The sequence below is a fragment of the Winslowiella arboricola genome (assembly GCF_025527015.1).
GTDB classification, from domain to species: domain Bacteria; phylum Pseudomonadota; class Gammaproteobacteria; order Enterobacterales; family Enterobacteriaceae; genus Erwinia; species Erwinia arboricola.
This window is the reverse complement of record NZ_JAODIM010000042.1, coordinates 84,649-108,073: the sequence shown is the minus strand read 5'-3', so window position 1 is coordinate 108,073 and position 23,425 is coordinate 84,649. Positions and strand designations below refer to the sequence as shown.

Genomic DNA, 23,425 nt, shown 5'->3' with positions numbered 1-23,425 from the left:
CCTGTTCCCTTGTCCGACTGAGCGCCCTGAAGCATGTTAAAACGCTTGATTTATGGTCTGATTATCATTATTTCACTGATGATAATAACTGCGCTCGGCCTGGATCGCTGGATTAGCTGGAAAACCACGCCTTATGTGTATGATGATTTAACCTCGTTGCCCCATCGCCAGGTGGGTGTGGTGCTCGGTACCGCCAAGTACTATCGCACCGGGGTAATTAATCAGTACTACCTGTATCGCATGCAGGGGGCGATCAACGCCTACAATAGCGGCAAGGTAAACTACCTGCTGTTAAGCGGCGACAATGCCCAGCAAAGCTATAACGAACCGATGACCATGCGCCGCGACTTAATCGCCGCCGGTGTGGAGCCTGCCGATATCGTGCTCGATTATGCTGGCTTCCGTACGCTGGATTCGATTGTGCGCACGCGTAAGGTGTTTGATACCAACGATTTCATTATTATTACCCAGCGTTTCCACTGTGAGCGCGCGCTGTTTATTGCCCTGCATATGGGGATTCAGGCGCAGTGCTATGCGGTGCCCTCGCCGAAAAATATGCTCAGCATCCGTTTGCGTGAAGTGGGCGCCCGTCTTGGCGCGCTGGCCGATCTCTATCTGATGAAGCGGGAGCCACGTTTTCTCGGCCCGTTAGTGCCGATTCCGGCATTGCATGAAGTACCGGAAAATACGCAAAGCTATCCGGCAGTAACCCCGGAGCAGCTGCTGGAGTTGCAGCAGAAGCTGGAGAAGCGGTAATTAACTGCCTAACGGTATATAAGGGCTGGGATTAATAAATCTGTTGGGTGCGAATTTATCATACCCTGCATTGCGACAGTACTCGATTAGCTGACTTAACGCGCTGACATTGGTTTTTTCATATATCGTCTGCAGATATTTTTCCACAGTTTTGTAGGAAATATTCAGCCGCCGCGCAATTTCTTTGGCACTTAATGATTGCAGCGCGAAGAATACCACATCAAACTCGCGGTCAGTAAACAGATCGGTAGGATTTCCGAACGATAAAGATTCCGGGCATTTATTATTTTCAAGATGATACATCGAATAGATTTCCAGCTTTTTGGCCCTGCCGACCACGCCAATTGATTTTCCGTCCTTAATCAGAGGTGTCACATCGGCCATAAAAGGCTGGATAAGCTTTTCTCTGCCGCCATACATAAAGGTAATCAGCGTTGGAATGACTTTCTGACTGTCCATCACATGCTTATCGTTAGCCTGAATGATATCAGCGATCTCTGACCAGTAAACCGGACATTCGCTGTCCAGCTTTCCTTCTACGTTAAATCCTTTCGGCAGGCCACTGTAGTGTAAGCCGTAGTCATTCATATAGATAAACCGTGATTCATGGTCTTTTATGTACCAGAATTCATTGCTGTTTTGCATATATGAGATCATGGCTTCAAAAGTTCGCGAGCGAATATCCATATCTTTATTAACTGAGAATTCCATATAATTGCTCTCCATAACATCCTCTTGTTGAGATTGATACGGAAATCATCCTACCACTCTTACCCCCCGGATAATCAGATACAGCTCTCTATTTGAGCGATAACAGATCCACGGCGATATGCCAGCATTGGCTCATGGCTGTCTGCTGGCATATCGCGCTGCAATTACTTTTTACGTGAATATTTCAGTGAATCCAGCGCTACGGCGAAGATAATAATTCCGCCTTTAATAATATACTGCCAGTAAGGGTTCACTCCAATATAAGTCAAACCGTAGTTAATTACCGTAAAGATAATTACCCCGGTCACTACACCTGCGACCGTACCCACACCACCGGCAAATGACACGCCGCCGACCACGCAGGCAGCAATCGCATCAAGCTCATACATAAAGCCGAGGTTATTGGTGGCGCTGCCGATACGGCCCGCTTCCAGCATACCGCCGAAGGCATAGAACACCCCGGACAGCGCATACACCATAATCAGGTTTAATGGTACGTTTACGCCGGAGACTTTCGCCGCTTCCGGGTTACCGCCGATAGCAAAAATGTTTTTACCGAAGCGTGTTTTATTCCACAGCACCCAGACGAAGATAATGGCGATAATCGCATAGAAGGTGATATAGGAGAGCTTAAAGTCACCAAAGCGCAGGAAGCCCTGAGCAAAGGTTGAAAAGCCTGAATCAAAACCGGCAATCGGTGATGCGCCAACATAATCATAATAGAGCGAGTTAACGCCATAAACGATAATCATGGTGCCAAGGGTGGTAATAAATGGCGTAACCTTCAGATAAGCGATAATAATACCGTTAATCAGGCCAATAAACGCACCGATAATACAGACGGTCAGAATAACCAGTGGAATCGGGATAGTATCAATATTCGGGAAGACTTTATTAACATTATCCATCGCCTGCAACATGGTAGCCGCGACCACCGCCGCCAGACCGACCTGACGTCCGGCTGACAGATCCGTGCCCTGGGTAACAATCAGTCCCGCCACACCAAGCGCAATAATCACACGCACGGAAGATTGCGTCAGAATATTACTTAAGTTCATTAAGCTGAGGAAGGTTGGATCCTGGAAAATAATAATTGCCAGCAGCACCAGTAATACGACATAGATACCGCCTTCTTTTAACCAGGTGAGCGCATTTTTCTTATTAACTGCTTTCATGGTAACAGCCCTTACATCATTAAAGGTGTAACGATGCCAAACGCAATATTTCGTTCTGCGTGGTGCTTTTCGTTTCGACAATGCCTGCAACCAGGCCATTACTCATTACCAAAATCCTGTCGGTAATCCCTAAAAGCTCCGGCATTTCGGAAGAGATGATAATAATCCCCTTCTCTTTCTTCGCCAGCTCAGCAATCAGCTGATAAATTTCAAACTTCGCGCCAACGTCAATCCCGCGCGTCGGCTCATCCAGCATTAAGATTTCTGGTTGAGTCAGTAACCAACGACCAATTATCACTTTCTGCTGATTACCACCGGAAAGCGAACCAATAGAGGTGTGATGACCGGGGGTTTTTACCCGCATCGCATCAATTACCCATTGGGTATCGCTTTTCATCCGGCTGTTATCCAGCAGACCAATGCTGTTTTTATATTTACGGATATTAGCGATTAGCGAGTTAAAGCCGATATCCAGATACGCATAAATACCGGTTGAGCGGCGCTCTTCCGTCACCAGCGCAAAACCGTGATTAATCGCTTCGTTGGCGCTGTGGTTATTAATCGCTTTGCCATGCAGCTTAATGGTGCCGCCTGATTTATCGCGAATACCAAACAGCGTTTCCACGATATCGGTACGTTTTGCCCCAACCAGACCTGCAATACCGAGGATCTCCCCTTTATGCAGATCAAAGGAGATATCACGAATCGACGGCTGGCTGCGGGAGGTTAAATTACGCACCTCCAGAATCACTTCGCCCGGCACGTTGCTCTTATCCGGGAAACGCTGGCTGAGTGAGCGTCCTACCATCATCGCGATGATCTTATCCATATCCAGCCCTTCCAGCGACTGGGTGGCAATCCACTGACCATCCCGTAAAATCGTAATTTCATCACACAGCTGGAAAATCTCTTCCATCTTGTGTGAGATATAGACGATGCCACAACCGCGATCTTTTAATTTACGGATAATGGTAAACAGATGGTTTACCTCTTTTTCCGTTAATGACGACGTCGGCTCATCCATAATCACGATTCTGGCGTTATACGAGAACGCCTTGGCGATTTCTATCATCTGCATCTGCGAAACGGACAGTGTCGCCACTTTGTCGCGCGGATCGATATCAATATCTAATTCGTCAAATATCGCTTTGGTATCGCGATACATTTTATCCTGGTCAACAAAAAAGCCTTTGCGCGGATAGCGGCCAAGCCACATGTTATCCATCACCGTACGCTGCAGCACCAGGTTTAACTCCTGATGCACCATTGATACACCGTTTTCCAGAGCCTCTTTGGCGCTGTTAAAATTGATTTCCTCACCCTGAAACAGAATGCTCCCCGAATCCTTACTGTAAATGCCAAACAGGCATTTTAATAACGTCGATTTACCCGCGCCGTTCTCGCCCATCAACGCATGAATAGAGTGCGGTCTGACTTTTAAATTGACGTTGTCGAGTGCCTTCACCCCTGGAAATGACTTATTGACGTTGGTCATTTCCAGCAGGAATTCTCGCTGTGGTGTCGTATTATCACTGGCCATAATTTACCTGGCTGAAAGAGTCAATCGGGCAACTGATGCATACGGGCGGCGAAAACGCCGCCCCTGCGTTGGGGTATTTCAGATTCCCCTCTGCTTTATTTCGCGAACTCGGACAGATTGTCTTTATCGACCGCAACATACGGCACGCGGACAATTTTGTTTTCCACTTTGTAGTCAGTGCCTTCAGCCGCTGGCTTGCCGTCAGCGAGGTTTTTCGCCATCAGGAAGGTGGCGCGCGCCTGGTTTTTCGCATCATTCAGCACGGTGCCGGCCATCGCGCCGGATTTCACCATCGCCAGCGCTTCTGGCAATGCATCGACGCCAAATACCGGAATAGAGGATTTATTATGGGCTTTCAGCGCTTCAACCGCACCCATCGCCATGGCGTCGTTGTTAGCGATAACCACTTCAATTTTGTTACCGTTCGGACCAGATAACCAGGCATCCATTTTATCTTTCGCCATTGCGGTATCCCACATCGCGGTATCTAAATGCAGCTGCTGGGTTTTCAGACCGTCTTTATTCAGGGTATCAATCACATATTTGGTTCGGGCTTCAGCGTCAGGATGGCCCGGCTCACCTTTCAGCAACACGAACTGAATCTGACCATCTTTATTCAGATCCCAGCCGGCATTGGCTTTCCAGTGTTTCTCAATCAGTTCGCCCTGCTTCACGCCAGACTCTTTTGAGTCAGTCCCGACGTAATAAGCTTTATCGTAACCGGCCAATACTTTCGCGTTAGGTTCTTTATTGAAGAAGACGATCGGCACATCGTTACCGCGCGCTTTATCGACAATCACCGCCGCCGCCGCCGGATCCACCAGGTTAATAGCCAGCGCTTTCACGCCTTTTGCCATCATCACATCAACCTGATCGTTCTGCGTTGACTGACTGTTTTGCGAGTCATTCATTAACAGCTGCACGCCGGAAACCTGTTTTGCTTCTTTCTCAATGTCTTTACGCACCACAGACATAAAGTTGTCGTCATATTTATAGATGGTGACACCGATACGGGTGTCTGCTGCATGAGCCGTTGCTCCAAACATCATACTGGCAACCAGGGCTGTGAGGGTAAAAGCCTTCTTATTCATAATATCTCCGGGTTTTTACAGGGTAAGGCAATAGATGATTAACACTCGGCAGCGGCATTGTTATCAATATGTTGCACGCCACCGACGGATTGCTAATACAAAACCTGACGTCCTTGTTGACTGATACTTCCGCAAAAGATGTTTGAAACTGTTTCGCAGCGGCGATATGGACACGTGAAGCCAGAAGAACCTCGCGTTACATTATGTTTCAGCCCCTGCATTGCGCTGTCATCATAGAGAGCGCGTTGTTAATTAACTGTGAATTTACTCACAGATTGGAAACGGTTACATGGGGGAATCGCTTGAATTAGTGACCGGCTCCACACTTTGCCGGACGGCTACTGAATGGCGACGCACCAGCGTTGGCATAAAACAGTGCTGCGCAGTGTGATCCTGCTGTCCGGCAGCGCCTTTCAGCGCCAGTTCGGTGGCCATTTTAGCCATGGAAACAATGGGATAACGGATGGTTGTCAATTGCGGATCGGTATAACGTGACATTGGAATATCATCAAACCCGACGATAGAAACATGCTGAGGAACGCGAATTCCGTTATCTTTCAATGCGGTTAGCGCGCCAGCCGCCATGCTGTCGTTGTAGGCAAACACCGCCGTCAGATGCAGATTGCGGCCCAGCAGTTCAACCATCGCTTCTTCACCGCCCTGCATATCGGGTTCACCACTGGCAATCCAGCCTTCCGGCGGTGTAATCCCCTGCTCTGCCAGCGCCTGCTGCCAGCCGTCACGGCGCTGCGCCACGTCCTCAATCGGATGGCTGGAGCCGAGATAACCAATACGAGTGTGACCCTGCTGTTGCAGCATACGCGTAGCCATCAGCGCGCCGCTGACATTGTCGAGGCAGACACAGCGATGGGCATAGCCCGGCACAATGCGGTTAATCAGCACCATACCCGGGATCTGGTCCATAAAGTGCGCCAGCTCGTCATCCGCAAGGGTTTTCGCATGCACAATTAAGGCGTTGCAGCGCTGCCGAATCAGCACCTCAATCGCATGGCGCTCTTTCGCCTCCTGATGCCAGGAATTGCTGATCAATACATGCTTATTCATCTGCTGCGCCACGGTATCGACCGCTTTCACCAGCGCGCCAAAGAAGGGATCGGAAACGTCCATCACCACCACGCCAATGGTGTCACTGACCTGGGTGGCCAGTGCCTGCGCGTTAGCATTGGGTCGGTAACCTAATGATTCTACAGCCTGTAGCACATTCTCGCGGGTTTCCGCCGTCACCGCGCTATTGTTATTCAGGACGCGAGAAACGGTTGCCACAGAGACGCCAGCAAGGCGTGCAACATCGCGGATGGTAATCATGGACGCCCGGCCTTGAAAATAGTTAATTGCATCGTTCTTCCCGACATCTGAAGGTGTTCTGTCGGCTATTTTGTCAGGGGCGGGAGGTTAGCAGCGTGAATCTCGTCACACAGATGAAAACGGTTACATACAATTCTGTAACCTTTGTGATGGCGGTCATTATCCGGCGCGGGAATTCTCAGGTTGGGAGCCAGCGGCAAGCGCGGTCAGTTTACGCCACAACCACTCCAGTGGCCCCTGGCGGAAATAACGCAGCCACAGCACGGAGAACAGGATATTGATTGCCCATACCGCCACCACTACCGCCAGCAGTTGCAGCCGGTCCAGCTGCATAAACCAGCCAAAGCGATAGAACAGTGTGGTACAGAGCAGAGTCTGCATCAGGTAATTGGTCAGCGCCATGCGCCCCACGCAGCTGATGGCGTGCGTGAATTTCAGTTTTGCCAGCTGCGGCCAGTAAGCAAAGCAGAGCGCGGCATAACCCAGCGCCTGCAACGGCCCGGCCAAATCACGTGGCGCCTGCAATAAAAAGCCGCACCAGCGGAAATCCCAACGCAGATACCATTGCAGATAAATGCCGGGGATCTGGATTACCAGCGCCAGGCTAATCAGTATTAATGCGGTGCGGCGATAGTGTCGCTGGCTGAATTCGCCTTTCAGCCAGCCGCTGCGCATCAGCGCGCCGCCCATCATCATCGCCCCCGCCAGCTGCCAGCCATACTGCGCGCCCAGCGCCAGCAGGCTGGAGGAGAGGTGATCGAGACGCGCCTGCGCCGCCAGCCAGCCACCGGACAGTTTCCAGAACGCCTCATATTGCAGATCGGCCGCGCCCGGCAACCAGGAGCTGTTCGGCTCGCCGCTGGAGATCATACTGAAGATAATCAGCACGCCGACGCCCACCAGGTACAGCAGCGCACCGGTATGGAACAGGGAGCGCGTGGAAGGCACATCGCGGATCATACGCCAGGCAATCAGGCCAACGATGGCGTAATCCAGCAAAATATCGCCTTCCCAGAAAAACACCGCATGGATAAAACCGATGATCGCCAGCCACGTCAGACGCGACTGTAGCCAGCGTTTGCCGCGTGGCAGCAGCATTTGCAGGCCAGCGCCGAACAGAATGGCAAACAGGGTCAGAAATTTAATCTGCGCAAACAGATCAATCGTCGCCCAGGTCCAGAAATCGGACGCCGACGGCATGCCGCGCCAGGCGGGATTGAGATAGGCAGCGGAGGGAAGCGCAAAACCACTGATATTAAGTAACAGGATACCGAGAACGGCGAGACCACGAATAAAATCCAGCGTGATATTGCGTTGCATTAAGGGTTCCCGTTAACAAATAACAGCCCTCTTACCAGCGGCAAGAGGGACAGAATCAGAGACAGGCGTCGCTAATTAGCTATGACGCACCGCGCGTAAAAATTCCTGGCGAGTATTCTGGCTGGATTTAAACAGACCACCCAGTGATGTGGTGGTGGTGGCGCTGGTGGCATCGCGAATACCACGTGCTTTCACGCAGTAATGTACCGCATCGATCGAGACGGCCACATTGCTGGTGCCGAGCAGAGTCTGCAACGCCACTAAAATCTGTTGGGTCAGACGTTCCTGCACCTGCGGACGTGAAGCAAAGAACTGCACAATGCGGTTGATCTTCGACAGACCAATCACCTTCTCTTTCGGAATATAGGCCACGGTCGCCTTACCGTCGATAATCACAAAATGGTGTTCGCAGGTGCTGGTCAGCGTGATATCACGTACCGTCACCATTTCATCGACCTTCATTTTGTTTTCAATCACGGTAATTTTCGGGAAGTTAGCGTAATCCAGACCGGAAAAGACTTCATCGACATACATCTTGGCGATGCGGTGCGGGGTCTCCGCCAGGCTGTCGTCTTCCAGATCCAGATTCAGCAACTGCATGATTTCCGTCATATGACCGGTGATCAGGCGCTTGCGCGTTTCGTCATCCATTTCACGCGCTGGCGAGCGTAATGGGGTTTCCAGCCCACGCGCGAGCAGCGCTTCATGAACCAGGGCAGCTTCCTGACTTAACGTCGTCATAATGATGATTTTCTCCAGCAGGTGTTTCACCCGCCCAATACAGCGATGTATCGGGCGGACAGTTTTCTGAAGGCGTATTCTGGAACACTCCGCCAGGTTAATCCAGTGAATCAATTTAATTGGCAGTGAAAGTGTTTCATTTACCCTTACGCACCACCAGCAATCCGGCGACTACCAGCCCGGCACCAGCCACATACAGCGCCGGTTCCAGCCGGTGGGTCAGCATGGTGGAGAGCGCAGACAGCATCGGTCCCACCAGCTGGCCGATGGCATAGCCGGTTGTCAGTAAACCCGCCAGATAGCGCGCATGTTTCGGCGCCAGCTCACGACCATACTGCAATGTCAGCTGCACCACGCTGAGGAAACCGCCGCCAATCAGCACAGCCCCCAGCACCAGACCACTCATCCCCGGCAGCAAATCAGCAGCAAAGACGCCCAGCGCCTGCGCCCACAGCGTGATGGCCAGACGGGTATTGGCGGAAGAGTAATGTCGGGTAAGGATCCCCAGCCCGATACCAATTACCGCTGCACCGCCAAAAATCGGCCAGACAAACTGTGCAAAGGCGCTATCCGGGAATCGCGCCGCTGCCATCTGTGACAAAAAGGTCGCTGGCAGGATATAACCAAAACCCGCCAGGCTGTAGCTCAGCACCAGACGTTTCAGCCGCGGTGTCAGTACCAGCGGTTCTGGCGCACTTTCCGGCCGGTGCAGCTGACCGCTGCGCGGCAGGAAACGCGCTATCAGTGCAATCAGGATCAGCGCCAGTAAACCATAGGCACCCCAGGCAAAGGCCGCACTGACGCCCAGTGCATGCAGCACAACCGCCAGCATCCCACTGATAAAAATCCCGGTACCCGGCCCGGCAAACACCGCCGCCGACAGCCCCGGACGACCGTGATGCAGCAACTGCTCATTACTCCAAGCCGCCACCAGCACCATTGCCCAGCCACTGGCCCAGCCAATTAAAAAGCGCACTACCCCATGCCACCACGGCCCCTCAATACAGGCGGAAAGCAGAGTCAGCACCACGGCTCCCCACACCCCGCCCTGCAGACGCCACTCCACCCGGCGGCTGGCGCGCATCGCGTCATAAGAACCGCACAGATAACCGAGATAATTAAATGCCGCGACTAATGCCGCGCTGGTTAAGCTGAGCTGATGCTCATTAATCATCAGCGGAACTTGCGGGGTGAAAGCAAAACGACCGATGCCCATTGCTACAACCAGCGATAAAAATGCGCTCAGTGCCACGCGCAGTGCCATAACTCTCTCCTTAAACGCCGGATGCTTGCTTGCATATCGGTAGTTTTTTTATGTCAGTCTCTCATAACGGTTGCCAGTATGATGCATGCTGGTTAAAATCACAAAAAGTGAATAATCATAAACAAGTTGCTTACGGAAAAAGAACGGATGGATTTAACCCAGTTACGCATGTTTTGTTCGGTAGCGGAAACCGGCTCGGTTGCACGCGCTGCGGAACAGCTGCATCGCGTGCCCTCTAACCTGACCACCCGACTGCGTCAGCTTGAGCAGGAATTGGGCACCGATCTGTTTATTCGTGAAAAACAGCGCCTGCGCCTGTCGCCAATGGGCCATAATTTTCTCTGCTACGCCCAGCGTATCCTTGCACTGAGCGAAGAAGCGCTGAGCATGACGCGCACCGGTGAACCGGCGGGCAACTTTGCCCTTGGCTCAATGGAGAGCACCGCCGCCACGCGCCTGCCAGCATTACTGGCCGCCTATCATCAGCGTTATCCGGCGGTGGCGCTGTCGCTGATTACCGGCACCTCCGGTGAAATTATCGAACGGGTACGCGCCGGTACGCTGGCCGCCGCCATGGTCGATGGCCCGGTCGCTTATGATGAGCTTAATGGCTGTATCTCATTTCGCGAACAGATGGTGCTGATCTCCAGTGTTGACCACCGTGCGATCCACAGCGCGGCCGATGCCAGCGGCGACACGCTGTTTGCCTTTCGCCACACCTGCTCCTATCGCCTGCGCTTCGAGTCGTGGTTTCGCGAAAGCGGCGTCCAGCCCGGCAATGTGATGGAGATTCAGTCCTATCACGCGATGATGGCTTGTGTGGCCAGCGGCGCCGGTCTGGCGATGATCCCCTGGTCAGTGCTGTCGCAGATGCCGGGTCAGGAACGGGTGCAGGTACATCAGTTACCGCCGCAGTATCGCGACAGCGCGACCTGGCTGATCTGGCGCCGCGATGCTTTTACCCCGAATGTGGAAGCGCTGAAATACCTGATTATTGAACAGTTCGACGATAAGCCAGAAAGCGCATAAATTTGGTCCATAATTATCTAATATTCTTAACCACTAAACTGACCAGGCGTTTACCGGCGCAGCCAGTTTGCTGACGGCCAGCGCGCAAAAACCGCAGCGTACACGTAGTACGTGAGGATTTTGAGCACTGCCCGGCGACAAAATGGCAAGTAAGGTAGCCTGGAGCAATGTCAAATATGAGGAAAAGCGAGTGGAAATGATTAAAACCAGGGCAGCAGTCGCCTGGGCGGCCGGTGAGCCACTGAAGATTGAAGAAGTGGATTTGATGCCGCCGCAGAAAGGTGAAGTGCTGGTACGTATCGTGGCGACCGGCGTCTGCCATACCGATGCCTATACCCTCTCCGGTAAAGATCCTGAAGGTGTGTTCCCGGCGATCCTCGGCCACGAAGGCGGTGGTATCGTTGAAGCGATTGGCGAAGGCGTTACCAGCGTGGCGATCGGCGATCATGTGATCCCACTGTACACGCCGGAGTGTGGCGAGTGTAAATTCTGTCGCTCCGGCAAAACCAATCTGTGCCAGGCGATCCGCACCACTCAGGGTAAAGGTCTGATGCCGGATGGCACCACCCGCTTCTTTAAAGACGGTAAGCCAATTTTCCACTATATGGGCACCTCGACCTTCTCTGAATACACCGTATTACCTGAAATCTCACTGGCGAAAATCAATAAAGAAGCGCCACTGGAAGAAGTGTGTCTGCTGGGTTGTGGCGTGACCACCGGTATGGGCGCAGTGATGAACACCGCGAAAGTGAAAGAAGGCGATACCGTGGCGATTTTCGGCCTCGGCGGTATTGGTCTTTCGGCGATTATTGGCGCCACCATGGCGAAAGCCGGTCGTATTATTGCTATTGATATCAATACCAGCAAGTTCGATCTGGCACGCAAACTGGGTGCAACCGACCTGATTAACCCGAAAGATTACGATAAGCCGATTCAGGATGTGATTGTTGAGCTGACTGATGGCGGCGTCGATTTCTCCTTCGAGTGTATCGGTAACGTCAATGTGATGCGTTCAGCACTGGAATGCTGCCATAAAGGCTGGGGCGAGTCGGTGATTATTGGCGTCGCCGCCGCCGGTGAAGAGATCTCCACCCGTCCGTTCCAGCTGGTAACCGGTCGCGTATGGCGCGGTTCCGCCTTTGGCGGCGTCAAAGGCCGTTCACAGCTGCCAGGTATTGTTGAGCGTTATATGCAGGGTGAGTTCCAGCTGAACGACTTTATTACTCATACGATGCCGCTGGAGCAGATCAACGACGCATTTGACCTGATGCATGAAGGCAAATCGATTCGTACCGTGGTGCACTTTAATAAGTAATCAGGAGGATTAATGCCATCCACGCTGGAGTTACTGGAAGAACATCGCATGTTTGGCGGCTGGCAGCAGCGCTACCGCCATCCATCATCGACGCTGAACTGCGCGATGACGTTCAGCATCTTTTTACCGGGTCCTAAGCGCGAGACACCACCGCCAGTGGTGTGGTTTCTCGCCGGGCTGACCTGTACCGATGAGAATTTCGCCACCAAGGCCGGGGCGCAGCGTATCGCCGCCGAACTGGGTCTGGTGCTGGTGATGCCGGATACCAGTCCACGCGGTGAAGGCGTGCCAAATGATGACGGCTACGATCTCGGTCAGGGCGCAGGTTTCTATCTGAATGCGACCCAGCCGCCGTGGGATCAGCATTTCCGCATGTATGATTACCTTAACGATGAGCTGTCGACGCTGATTGCGGATAATTTCAATGTCAGCGATCGTCAGGCGATTGCCGGTCATTCGATGGGCGGTCACGGCGCGATTATGCTGGCGCTGCGCAATCCGGGTAAATTCAGCTCGGCTTCGGCCTTTGCTCCGATTGTGAATCCGTGTCAGGTACCCTGGGGGCAAAAAGCCTTCAGTCACTATCTGGGGGATAACCCGCAGAGCTGGCTGGAGTATGACAGCTGCTGGTTGATGCGTCAGTCAGCGCCGGGCTTGCCGATTCTGATCGATCAGGGCGATAGCGATCAGTTCCTTGCCGATCAACTGCACCCTGAGCGTTTAGAGCAGGTGGCTGCAGATGTTGGCTGGCCGTTAACCGTGCGTATTCAGCCCGGTTATGACCATAGCTACTTCTTTATCGCCAGCTTTATCGAAGATCATCTGCGTTTTCATGCAAAACATTTGCTGGTGTAATTAGTGGGCGGCGAGAACGCCGCCCCTGCATAAGCCAGGGAATTTATCCAGGGGAGCCGTTTTCGGCTCCCTTCTTTTTACCCAATCAGAACGAATAGTCCATCGCGAGGAAGTAACGGCGTCCATCTTCACTGTAACTGTAGTCGTCGCGGTTCAGCTCTTTATCGACCAGGTTCAACACCCCGGCGCGCAGATTCACGGCTTTGGTGGCCTGCCAGCTGGCACCGGTATTCCACAACACATAACCCCCCGGAGTGGCGCCATCATTTGTCAGCGTGCGACGTTCACCTGAGTAGTTAGCCTGCAGATAGAACGACCAGTCCTGCAATGGCGTCCAGTCCAGCGTACTGTTAGCGGTATGCAGTGGCATCTCTTCCAGCGGTTTATTGCCGCCGCCACTTAAATCACGCCCATCGGTATAGGTGTAATTCAGCGTCAGCTTCCACTGATCGTTAAACGGCACTTTGAGCTCGGTTTCAATTCCTTTAATTCGCGCTTTATCGACATTGTAGTAGCGGAAAATCGGCCGCCCGCTGCTGTCAAACCCGACAAAGTTTGGATAACCTGGCGCCAGAGCCGCATCGGCGGTACGGGCAATATTGATCATATCGTCGACATTGTTCTGGAAAGCGGTAACGCTGCCAGTAACGCCGTCCAGCCAGCCTTCATCACCCGCATAGTAAAGACCCAGCTCAAAACTCTCACTGGTTTCCGGTTTCAGCTCCGGGCTGCCCACGACCGCACAACTGCCGCGACAGGAGTTGGTCTGCCAGTCAGGACTTAGCTGCAGCAGCGACGGCGCTTTAAACGCATTGGCCCAGCCGCCCTTGACGGTGACAGTATCAGTGGCGCTGTAAACCAGATAAACACGCGGGCTCCAGTGGTCGCCGTAGGTCTCATGGTCATCAAGACGCACGCCGGTGGTGAGCGCCAGCGGTTCAAAAATGCGCCACTCATCTTCGACAAACAGCGCGTACTGATTAGCTGAAGTACTGGTGCCGTTGCCACCGGTCAGGTTAACCGGGTCGCTTAACTTATCGTGACGCCATTCGCCGCCAAAGGTCAGCAGCTGATTGATATCGCCCAGCGGCAGCACCAGCTTGCCATCCAGTGAGCTGTTTTCGGAGGTAATGGTGCTGGTGGTGAAGTTATCCACTTTGTCGCCGTAGAAACGCAGCTCGGTATTACCAAAGTCCCAGCGCCCGTCGTGGCTGACCGAGTAGTTCTGACGTTCAAGGCGGTTTTTATCCAGCGAATCAGAATCACGATCCTGGCGGTTAAAACCATAACCGAGAGCGATATCCTGGTTGTCGGTCGGCGTCAGGGCAAATTCAACATTGCCATTACGCGCGGTAAAACCTTCGATTCCCGGGGTTAAGCCATTGGTGCCGGTATCGGATGGCTGCTGCTGATCTTTCTCACGCTTGCCAAGACCGCCGTAAAGCTTAACGCCGAGCAAATCATCAATCAGCGGCCCGCTGGTAAAGAAGTTGCCGTTATAACTGTCACCGCGATCGCGATGCTGCTGAAGGGTGGTATCCGCACTCAGAGTGCCGTGCCAGGCCTTACCCACTTTACGGGTAATAATGTTGACCACGCCACCCAGCGCGTCCGAACCATACAGGGATGACATCGGCCCGCGCACTACTTCAATACGTTCGATGGCGTCGGCCGGGATCCAGTTAAGGTCAAAATCGTTGTGGCGGAACACCGCATTACGCGAGTTAACCCGTTTGCCGTCGATCAGAATCAGCGTGTAGCTGCTGTCGAGGCCGCGCAGGCTGATGCCTTTACGGTTATCGCCTTCATTCGTGAGCTGTACCCCTGGTACTTCACGCAGCACATCACGCAGGTTTTGCACCGGCTTACGTTTAATATCGTCGGCGGTAATCACGCTGATACTGGCGGGCGCATCTTTCAGATTAACTTCTGTTGCCGAGGCGGTAACCACCATCGTCTCTTCATTCTCTTTCTCACTTTCAGCCGCCACCACCGGCAAACTTAAGGCGAGCGCGGACGCACAGAGGCCCCCGCGGACCACAGGATTTAAACGGAACATGCTTTTCTCCAAAAGGTAAAAATAAATATAAAATTGAACAGATTTGCGTTCAGGTGCCGTTATTTGCTCACAATAAGGCGGCGAGATAATCTCGCTTATTTTTTCCGGTTATATTCCGGATTAGGATAATAAAAGACAATTCTTTACATTAACGGGAGGGGTTTATCCCTCCCGAAACTAATGATGTTATTTTACGAATTCTGATTATCAGTGGTATTACTCTGGACTTTACAGTGCCGGTTCCGGTTCTGCTACCAGGCCATCAATCAGCACCTGCGGCGTGCCATGCGAGCAGCGCTCAATGCGCCCTCTCACGCCATACACCCGCGCCAGGCTCTCCGGTGTAATGACTTCGATCGGCTGACCGTCGGCAATTAATTCGCCGTTCTGCAGCATTAATACATGTTCACCATGACGCAGGGCGATATTAATATCATGCACCACCACCACGGTAACAATATTGCGCTGCTGTGTTTCGCGACGCACTAAGTCCATTACATGAAACTGGTAATTTAAATCCAGCGCACTTAATGGTTCATCCAGTAATAATAACTCAGGACGACGAATTAATGATTGCGCTAATCCCACCAGCTGTTTCTGCCCGCCGGAAAGTTGATCGAGATAACTCAGCGCCAGATGGGCAATTCCCAGCTGTTCCAGCAGCGCCATCACTTCGTTTTCGCTGCTGGCACTGCTGCGCCCGCCGGAAGCACGCTGCGCGACAATAATCGATTCCAGTACATGCAGATGCACCCCGGCGGGCAGCGACTGCGGCAGATAGACCACTTTATCGGCCCGACGCGCAAACGGCTGCGCCATCAGCTCTTCACCGTTCAGCCACAGTTCGCCCTGCGCGCGGTTCAGACCGGCGAGAGAGCGCAGCAGCGTTGATTTACCGCAGCCATTTGGCCCCAGCAATACGGTGATTTTTCCGCGTGGCAGCAAGGGGACATGCAGATTTTCAATAATCTTGCGTTTGGGGTAACCAGCATTAAAGCCGCGAATCGATAAACCCTGCATCAGACGCTCCCCCGATGACGTAAAATAATACTCAGGAAGAACGGCACGCCCACCAGCGAGGTGACGATGCCGACCGGGATAATGACGCCGGGTATAATATTCTTCGACGCCACCGAGGCCATCGACAGCACCAGCGCACCGGTCAGGGCGCTGGCCGGTAAATAGAAGCGGTGATCTTCACCAAATACCATACGTGCAATATGGGGCGCCACCAGTCCGATAAAGCCTATCGGGCCGACAAACGCCACCGCCAGCGCCGACAGAATACTGATACGCAGCAGCGTCGCCAGACGTAATCTGCGCACATCAATACCAAAACTGACCGCGCGATCTTCACCGAGCCGCAACGCCGTCAGCTTCCAGGAGCTCATCATTGAGAAAGGCACCACAATCAGCAGCGCCAGCAGCAGCACGCCAAGTTTCTCCCACGAGGCACGCGCCAGGCTGCCCATGGTCCAGAACACCAGGCCCTGCAAGGTATCTTCACTGGCGATAAACTGCATCATCGATACCAGCGCATTAAAGGTAAATACCAGCGCGATACCAAACAGCACCACGCCGGAGGTTGCCACCCGCGTCCAGCGCGTCACGCCATCCAGCATCAGTGCGGCAAACAGCGCGAAAACAAAAGCATTGGCAGAGATAAACCACTGATCGGGAATGCCAGGAATACCAATACCCAGCACAATCGCCAGCGCCGCGCCAAAAGCCGCCGCCGAAGAGACGCCAAGGGTAAACGGACTGGCCAGCGGGTTATTCAGGATAGTCTGCATCTCAGCACCGGCCAGTCCCAGCGCCATGCCAACCACTATCGCCATCAGGGCGTAAGGTAAACGGATATCCCAGACGATCACCCGCGTACCGGCATCGACGGTAGCTGGCTGCATCAGCGCATGCCACAGGGTTTGCAGGGAAAGGCCTGAAGGACCGAGGGTAAAATCCAGGATCAGCGAGGCGAGGATCGCCAGCAGCAGCACGCCCATAATCATCAGGCGGTGACGTAACAGTTGTTGATAGCGTCCCATCACGCTCTGAACCGGGTTTTTCTTCGCGTACGGCATGGGCTCGTGAGTCACACTCATTATTCTTCTCTGTCTTCTTTTGCCCGGCTGAAATCCTGCTGCCAGAGCAAGTTGAAAAAGTAACGGCTGTCACGATAACGAAAATGATAATGGTTATCAATATAATTAGCACACCTAAAAAAGGCGCGGAAACCGCGCCTTAATTGCATTCACCGCAACATTCAGTCTTTAAAGGTCGGGAATTCCATTTCACTGTATTTAACAAAGTGACTGCCGCGGCTCAGCTTGTAACCAAACCAGATAATCAGGAACAGTGGAATACCAATATAGGTCGCCGCTACGCCATACCAGTCAATACGGTCGGCGAGAAATGCCTGATAGTTCTGACCCAGGGTGATGATTAAGCAGAGCACAAAAGCAAAGATCGGCCCGAGCGGGAAGAAACCGGAACGGTATGGCAGATCGGCAATATTATGCCCCTGCTTGACATAACCACGACGGAAACGGTAATGGCTGATGGCAATCCCCAGCCAGGCGATAAAGCCGGTCATCCCCGAGGTATTCAGCAGCCACAGATAGACTTCCTGGTTGCCAAACATCGAGGTAAAGAAGCACAACATCGCCACCACCGTGGTGGCATACAGCGCGTTGCGCGGTACGCCGCCTTTGGACAATTTGGCGAAGATACGCGGCGCTTTGCCTTCTGACGCCAGGGTATACAGCATACGGGTGGAAGCATACATGCCGGAGTTACCGGCCGAGAGCACCGCCGTCAGGATCACCGCATTCATTACTGCCGCCGCTGACAGCAGACCAGCGTGCTCAAATACCAGGGTAAACGGACTGACGCTGATATCTTTTACATCGTTGCGCAGCAGGCTCGGGTCGGTGTAAGGAATAATCAGGCTGATAATCAGAATCGCAAACACATAGAACAGCAGAATACGCCAGAACACCTGACGCACCGCACGCGGGATATTTTTCGCCGGCTCTTCCGATTCGCCAGCGGCGATACCAATCAGCTCGGTGCCCTGGAAAGAGAAGCCGACAATCATCGCCACGCCAATCATCGCGGCAAAGCCACCCGCGAATGGCGCTTCACCCACCTGCCAGTTATGCCAGCCCGCGCTTTCCGCGCCGCGCATAATACCGCTGATCATCAGCACGCCAACCACAATAAAGATGATGACGGTCACCACTTTTATCAGCGAGAACCAGTATTCCGCTTCACCGAAGCCTTTGACTGAGATGTAGTTCAGCAGGAACATCAGACCAAGGAACAATGCACTCCAGATCCAGCCCGGCGTATCCGGGAACCAGTAATTCATTACCAGTTGTGACGCCACCAGATCGACCGCAATGGTGACCGCCCAGTTGTACCAGTAGTTCCAGCCCAGCGCGAAACCAAAGCCCTCTTCCACGTATTTGGAACCATAGGTCGAGAAGGAACCGGAAACCGGCATAAAGGCGGCCAGTTCGCCGAGGCTGGTCATCAGGAAATAGACCATCAGCCCGATCAGCATATAAGAGAGCAGCGCCCCACCCGGCCCCGCCTGGGAAATCGTGGCGCCGGAGGCGACAAACAGGCCGGTACCGATCGATCCGCCGATGGCGATCATCGTCAGGTGACGGGCTTTTAACGCGCGTTTTAACGCAGGCTGTTGTGTTGTTTTTGTGTCCTGAATCATGAAGAAACGCTGTCCTGGGTAAAAATGAGGCGCGATTGTAGCAAATCCCCCCCTCAGGTATAGCGATACCGCGAGGTTATAAGTTAGCTTCATAATCCGGCGCGGATCATTAAAAATTCAGAGCAAGATGTTATCAACCTGTAAGGGCGACGTTATCGCCGCCTGCAATTATCGCCGCCCGCATCCGTTATTCCACACAATAACTCAGGAAACGCAGCAGCGCTTTTGACATATGTTTCTGCCGGTGCCGGATACGGTAGAGCGTGCGTGACAGCGTCGGCAGCGGGATCTTCACCTCGACCAGCGAGCCAGCCGCCAGCTGATCGGCAATCACCCGGCGCGATAAACAGCTGATGCCCATCCCATGGCGTACCGCATGTTTAATCGCCTCGGAATTGCCCAGCTCCATCGCCAGCTCAAAACGTGGCAGATGCGACAGCAGCAGATAATCGACAATTTCGCGGGTACCGGAGCCATGCTCGCGCAGGATCCACTGCATCGCCGACAGGGTTTCCAGCGTCACCGGCTGTTGCAGAATCGGCGCATCGGGCGCGGCAAACACGACCAGCTCATCCTGCAGCCACGGCTCGCTAATCAGCTCGGTCATATGGCAAGGCCCTTCAATCAGCCCGACATCGACGCGAAAATCCGCCACCGCATTAATAACGTCCTGACTGTTGCCGACACTGAGTTCCAGCGGCAAATGCGGAAAATCACGGCGATAACCAGCGATCATCCCCGGTAGCAGATAGTTGCCGATAGTACTGCTGGCGTAGATACGGATGGCGCCATTATCTTCGCGGAACAGCTGTTCAATCTCTCCCGCCTGTTCCAGCAGACCCACCGCACGCGGATAGAGCAGGCGGCCATGCTCATTAACCACCAGCCGCTTACCCACGCGATCGAAAAGCTGAACGCCTAACTGCCCTTCGAGATCCGCCAGCGCGGCGCTGACTGCCGACTGCGACAGCGCCAGAACCTGCGAAGCCTGGGTGGTTGATCCACTCTTCAGCACTTCGGTAAATACTTCAACCTGACGCAACGTGATATGCATCGTGATTCCTTACGACATCCAGTGAAATATGGCATACCCCAGCAGCAGCAGCCAAAGTACCAGCATAACCAGCAGCGTGGTGGTCAGCCCTTTTCTTTTATTAGCGGGCGTAGCCTGACGTCGCCTCGCATCGCTACGCACCTCTTCCGGCAGCAGCTTCAGCAACATCGCCATACCCAGCGGCACCACGATGGCATCGTCCAGCCAGCCGACCAGCGGGATAACATCAGGGATCAGATCCAGCGGACTGATCAGATACACCACAATCGCGCCCATCAGGCCTTTAATATACAGCGGCGTGCGGGGATTGCGGCAGGCATACCACATCATGATCAAGTTGTTTCTGAACTTCGCGATACGTCTGAACATCCTGCGGCCGCCTTATCACCTATTCCGGTTAATTATAAATATATAATCAATTTCTCTTTTAAGCCAGTTAACCCCACACTAGCCGTAATGAAATCGGAGGTTAACCATGGCTGAACTTACTCTCCCGGCAACTCATCGCGCACCCGGCAGGCATCTGCCAGGCTTACTGCTGGCAGCGGCTATTGCCGGTACGGCCATCTGGCTGGGCAATCAGCCAGCAATCGCCGCGCTAGGTCTGGGTGCGCTGACGCTGGCGATTGTGGTCGGGATGCTGGTTGGCAATACCGTCTGGCCGCGTCTGCAACCGGTGTGCGATCCCGGCATTCTGCTGGCAAAACAGCGTCTGTTAAGGCTGGGTATCGTGCTGTACGGCTTTCGTCTTACCGTGCAACAGATCGCTGATGTCGGCCTGAGCGGCGTAGTGATCGATGTGATAACGCTCTGCTCCACCTTTGCGCTGGCGTGCTGGCTCGGTCGCCGGGTATTTGGCCTTGATCGCCAGACCCGCTGGCTGATTGGCGCTGGCAGCAGCATCTGCGGCGCAGCGGCAATTCTGGCAACCGAACCGGTGATCAAAGCCGATTCCGCCAAAGTGGCGGTGGCGATTGCCACGGTGGTGATTTTTGGCACCCTGGCGATCTTTATCTATCCGCTGCTGTATCCGCTGGTGCTGGCATGGTTTCCCGCAGTAACGCCAACCGCATACGGTATTTATACTGGTTCAACTCTGCACGAAGTGGCACAGGTCGTGGCTGCGGGTCACGCCATCAGCCCGGAAGCCGAAAATGCCGCAGTGATTGCCAAAATGCTGCGCGTGATGATGCTGGCGCCTTTTCTGTTGTTTCTTGGCGCGCTGATGCGTCGCGGCGGCAACATCGCGCGCGGCGCGATCAGTTTTCCGTGGTTTGCCCTGCTGTTTATTGGCGTGGCACTGTTTAACTCGCTGCATCTGCTGCCGCCATCGCTGTTGCAGAATATTAACCAGCTGGACAATTTGCTGCTGGCAATGGCGATGGCGGCGCTGGGTTTAACCACCCATATCAGCGCCCTGAAGCGCGCAGGAGTAAAACCGTTACTGATGGCACTGCTGCTGTTTATCTGGCTGATTGTCGGTGGCGGTGCGATCAATCTGCTGGTTCAGCACTTGATGGGCTAGTCGCTTCGGTTATCATGGAGGGCTTACGGCATCGCAAAGCCATCTACAGGAGAACGGCATGAAATATATCGGCGCCCACGTCAGCGCAGCAGGCGGCGTAGACCAGGCAGTCATTCGCGCGCACGAACTTGAAGCCACAGCCTTCGCGCTGTTCACCAAAAATCAGCGCCAGTGGCGCGCGTCCCCGCTGAGTGCTGAAGTGATTTCCGCTTTTCGCGCCGCCTGTGAGAAATATAACTACAGCTCACAGCAGATTCTGCCGCACGACAGCTATCTGATTAATCTTGGCCATCCGGTAGAAGAAGCGCTGGAAAAATCGCGCGAAGCCTTCCTCGATGAGATGCAACGCTGCGAGCAGCTGGGCCTGTCACTGCTGAATTTCCATCCCGGCAGTCATCTGCATCAGATTGAGGAGGCCGAGTGCCTGCAACGTATTGCCGAGTCGATTAACATCGTGCTGGATAAAACCCAGGGTGTGACCGCGGTGATTGAAAATACTGCCGGTCAGGGCAGTAACCTTGGTTTCCGTTTTGAGCATCTGGCGGCGATTATTGCCGGTGTGGAAGATAAATCACGCGTCGGCGTCTGTATCGATACCTGCCATGCTTTTGCCGGCGGCTATGATCTGCGTAGCGAAGAAGAGTGCGTAAAAACCTTTGCCGAGTTTGAGCGCGTGGTCGGTTTCCAGTATCTGCGTGGTATGCACCTGAATGATGCGAAAAGTGAATTTAACAGCCGCGTCGACCGCCATCACAGCCTTGGTGAAGGCAATATCGGTAAAACAGTATTCAGCTGGCTGATGAAAGATAGCCGCTTCGACGGTATTCCGATGATCCTCGAAACCGTTAATCCGGATATCTGGAAAGATGAAATTGCCTGGCTGAAGTCAGAGCAAAAATAGTCAGGGTGCCGGGATGTTAACCGTGCCTGCTATCTGAGCGGGAGCCGAAAACGGCTCCCCTACAAGTTTCAAATATCCCACAGCAGGGACGGCGTTCTCGCCGGCCGTATCAGGCTTTTCACTGTGCTACCGGGTTCTCTCTAACCACGTCTTATAATGCGATGGCCACTGCATCGTCGCGGTCCCTGCCCTGCCCATGCCAAAGCCATGCCCGCCATCGGCATAGCGATACATCTCAACCGGCACTGCGGCCTTCCGGCAGGCGGCGGACATGATCAGCGTGTTATCCGGATTTGAAATCGGATCGTCCAGCGCCTGCACCAGAAACAGCGGCGGCGTATGCGCGTTAACATAATTTTGCACCGACCAGGCGGCATTATCCGCTGCAGAAGCATGCGGCCCCACCAGCAGGCGATGCGTGGAGCTGTGGCTGTAAGGTTTTTCCAACGTAATAATCGGGTAAATCAAAGCCGCACGATCGGCATACGCAGGCAGGCTGTCCAGCTTGTCCTGTGGAGCATAAGAGGCAAAACCGGTACGCGTTATCGCCAGCCCCAGCAGATGGCCACCGGCGGAAAAACCCAGCACGCTAAGGTGCTGTTCGCGCTGCCGGATAATCCGCAATGCCCGCTGCGCATCCTGTAATGACACCATGTTGCCATCCACCCAGCCTTCATGCGGCAGCCGATAACTGAGAATATAAGCGGTATAACCACGTGCCGCCAGCCATTGCGCGGCTGGCCACGCCTCGCTCGCCATCTGGATGCGCTTATAGCCTCCGCCAGCTGCGATCAGCACCGCATGACCGTTGGGATCTTCGGGCGTCAGTACGGTCAGTGCAGGCACCGCGATATTGCTCAGCGCCCCCTTTGCGGAAAGGATAGCGCTACCGGACGGTCCGCCGCCGCCGGGAGCCATCCGCGGCCATAACGGCAGCGTAGTTTGCTGATAATTAACCGCGCTGACGTGTCCGCTGCGTAAAGCAACCACGCTGGCGGCGACACCGCAGAGAAAATCACGACGATTGATCATT

Annotated in this window: 21 protein-coding genes; 6 read left to right on the top strand and 15 right to left on the bottom strand. The window is 53.7% G+C overall.

What is annotated here, in order from left to right:
- Nucleotides 1-33: 33 nt before the first annotated feature.
- Complete coding sequence (gene sanA / locus N5923_RS14885; RefSeq protein WP_267142549.1) at nt 34-756, top strand: outer membrane permeability protein SanA; 723 nt, start codon at nt 34-36, stop codon at nt 754-756.
- On the opposite strand, the gene N5923_RS14880 is transcribed toward sanA, so the two are convergent.
- The 8 genes from N5923_RS14880 to N5923_RS14845 form a co-directional block, all read right to left on the bottom strand.
- A complete protein-coding gene (locus tag N5923_RS14880) occupies nt 757-1,482 on the bottom strand; it encodes a helix-turn-helix transcriptional regulator (RefSeq protein ID WP_267142548.1) in 726 nt (241 codons plus the stop codon).
- 149 nt (nt 1,483-1,631) lie between these two features.
- Nucleotides 1,632-2,642 carry a galactose/methyl galactoside ABC transporter permease MglC gene (gene mglC, locus N5923_RS14875; protein WP_267142547.1) on the bottom strand — a complete coding sequence of 337 codons (1,011 nt, stop codon included), beginning with the start codon at nt 2,640-2,642 and terminating at the stop codon, nt 1,632-1,634.
- 19 nt (nt 2,643-2,661) lie between these two features.
- Nucleotides 2,662-4,182, bottom strand: coding sequence for a galactose/methyl galactoside ABC transporter ATP-binding protein MglA (gene mglA, locus N5923_RS14870; protein ID WP_267142546.1), 1,521 nt, complete (start codon nt 4,180-4,182; stop codon nt 2,662-2,664).
- A gap of 95 nt (nt 4,183-4,277) precedes the next feature.
- On the bottom strand, nt 4,278-5,273 hold the full coding sequence (gene mglB / locus N5923_RS14865; RefSeq protein ID WP_267142545.1) for a galactose/glucose ABC transporter substrate-binding protein MglB: 996 nt from the start codon (nt 5,271-5,273) through the stop codon (nt 4,278-4,280).
- Between the two features lie 285 nt (nt 5,274-5,558).
- Entirely contained in the window at nt 5,559-6,599 is a 1,041-nt protein-coding gene (galS, locus tag N5923_RS14860) for an HTH-type transcriptional regulator GalS (protein WP_267142544.1), read from the bottom strand.
- A gap of 159 nt (nt 6,600-6,758) precedes the next feature.
- On the bottom strand, nt 6,759-7,919 hold the full coding sequence (gene yeiB / locus N5923_RS14855; protein WP_267142543.1) for a DUF418 domain-containing protein YeiB: 1,161 nt from the start codon (nt 7,917-7,919) through the stop codon (nt 6,759-6,761).
- A 75-nt stretch (nt 7,920-7,994) separates the two neighbouring features.
- Nucleotides 7,995-8,660: a GTP cyclohydrolase I FolE gene (folE, locus tag N5923_RS14850; protein WP_267142542.1), complete on the bottom strand. Its 666-nt coding sequence runs from the start codon at nt 8,658-8,660 to the stop codon at nt 7,995-7,997.
- A gap of 136 nt (nt 8,661-8,796) precedes the next feature.
- Nucleotides 8,797-9,924 (bottom strand): YbfB/YjiJ family MFS transporter, encoded by a 1,128-nt coding sequence (locus N5923_RS14845; protein WP_267142541.1) that lies wholly within the window; start codon nt 9,922-9,924, stop codon nt 8,797-8,799.
- A gap of 147 nt (nt 9,925-10,071) precedes the next feature.
- Between N5923_RS14845 and ptrR the strand changes: the two genes are divergently transcribed.
- The 3 genes from ptrR to fghA all read left to right on the top strand — a co-directional run bounded on the left by ptrR (nt 10,072) and on the right by fghA (nt 13,123).
- The gene (gene ptrR / locus N5923_RS14840) at nt 10,072-10,953 is read left to right on the top strand and encodes a putrescine utilization regulator PtrR (RefSeq protein ID WP_267142540.1); all 882 of its coding nucleotides are present in this window, start codon (nt 10,072-10,074) and stop codon (nt 10,951-10,953) included.
- A 190-nt stretch (nt 10,954-11,143) separates the two neighbouring features.
- The gene (locus tag N5923_RS14835; RefSeq protein ID WP_323372719.1) at nt 11,144-12,268 is read left to right on the top strand and encodes an S-(hydroxymethyl)glutathione dehydrogenase/class III alcohol dehydrogenase; all 1,125 of its coding nucleotides are present in this window, start codon (nt 11,144-11,146) and stop codon (nt 12,266-12,268) included.
- 12 nt (nt 12,269-12,280) lie between these two features.
- Nucleotides 12,281-13,123 (top strand): S-formylglutathione hydrolase, encoded by an 843-nt coding sequence (gene fghA / locus N5923_RS14830; RefSeq protein WP_267142539.1) that lies wholly within the window; start codon nt 12,281-12,283, stop codon nt 13,121-13,123.
- Between the two features lie 85 nt (nt 13,124-13,208).
- Here fghA and cirA read toward each other — a convergent pair whose 3' ends face one another.
- The 6 genes from cirA to N5923_RS14800 form a co-directional block, all read right to left on the bottom strand.
- A complete protein-coding gene (cirA, locus tag N5923_RS14825; protein ID WP_267142538.1) occupies nt 13,209-15,182 on the bottom strand; it encodes a catecholate siderophore receptor CirA in 1,974 nt (657 codons plus the stop codon).
- Nucleotides 15,183-15,410: 228 nt separating this feature from the next.
- Entirely contained in the window at nt 15,411-16,202 is a 792-nt protein-coding gene (locus N5923_RS14820; RefSeq protein ID WP_267142537.1) for an ABC transporter ATP-binding protein, read from the bottom strand.
- A complete protein-coding gene (locus N5923_RS14815) occupies nt 16,202-17,284 on the bottom strand; it encodes a FecCD family ABC transporter permease (RefSeq protein WP_267142536.1) in 1,083 nt (360 codons plus the stop codon). The genes N5923_RS14820 and N5923_RS14815 overlap by 1 nt, the downstream gene beginning before the upstream one ends.
- A gap of 161 nt (nt 17,285-17,445) precedes the next feature.
- A complete protein-coding gene (locus tag N5923_RS14810; RefSeq protein WP_267142535.1) occupies nt 17,446-18,912 on the bottom strand; it encodes an amino acid permease in 1,467 nt (488 codons plus the stop codon).
- A gap of 187 nt (nt 18,913-19,099) precedes the next feature.
- Nucleotides 19,100-19,966 carry a DNA-binding transcriptional regulator YeiE gene (gene yieE, locus N5923_RS14805; protein ID WP_267142534.1) on the bottom strand — a complete coding sequence of 289 codons (867 nt, stop codon included), beginning with the start codon at nt 19,964-19,966 and terminating at the stop codon, nt 19,100-19,102.
- 9 nt (nt 19,967-19,975) lie between these two features.
- Nucleotides 19,976-20,296, bottom strand: a complete 321-nt coding sequence (locus N5923_RS14800) for a YkvA family protein (protein ID WP_267145242.1) — start codon at nt 20,294-20,296, stop codon at nt 19,976-19,978.
- A gap of 145 nt (nt 20,297-20,441) precedes the next feature.
- On the opposite strand from N5923_RS14800, the gene N5923_RS14795 reads away from it, so the two are divergent.
- Both N5923_RS14795 and nfo read left to right on the top strand, forming a co-directional pair.
- Nucleotides 20,442-21,491: a YeiH family putative sulfate export transporter gene (locus tag N5923_RS14795; protein ID WP_267142532.1), complete on the top strand. Its 1,050-nt coding sequence runs from the start codon at nt 20,442-20,444 to the stop codon at nt 21,489-21,491.
- Nucleotides 21,492-21,549: 58 nt separating this feature from the next.
- Entirely contained in the window at nt 21,550-22,392 is an 843-nt protein-coding gene (gene nfo, locus N5923_RS14790) for a deoxyribonuclease IV (protein WP_267142531.1), read from the top strand.
- A 126-nt stretch (nt 22,393-22,518) separates the two neighbouring features.
- On the opposite strand, the gene N5923_RS14785 is transcribed toward nfo, so the two are convergent.
- Nucleotides 22,519-23,424 (bottom strand): alpha/beta hydrolase, encoded by a 906-nt coding sequence (locus N5923_RS14785; protein ID WP_407704466.1) that lies wholly within the window; start codon nt 23,422-23,424, stop codon nt 22,519-22,521.
- Nucleotide 23,425: the final 1 nt, after the last annotated feature.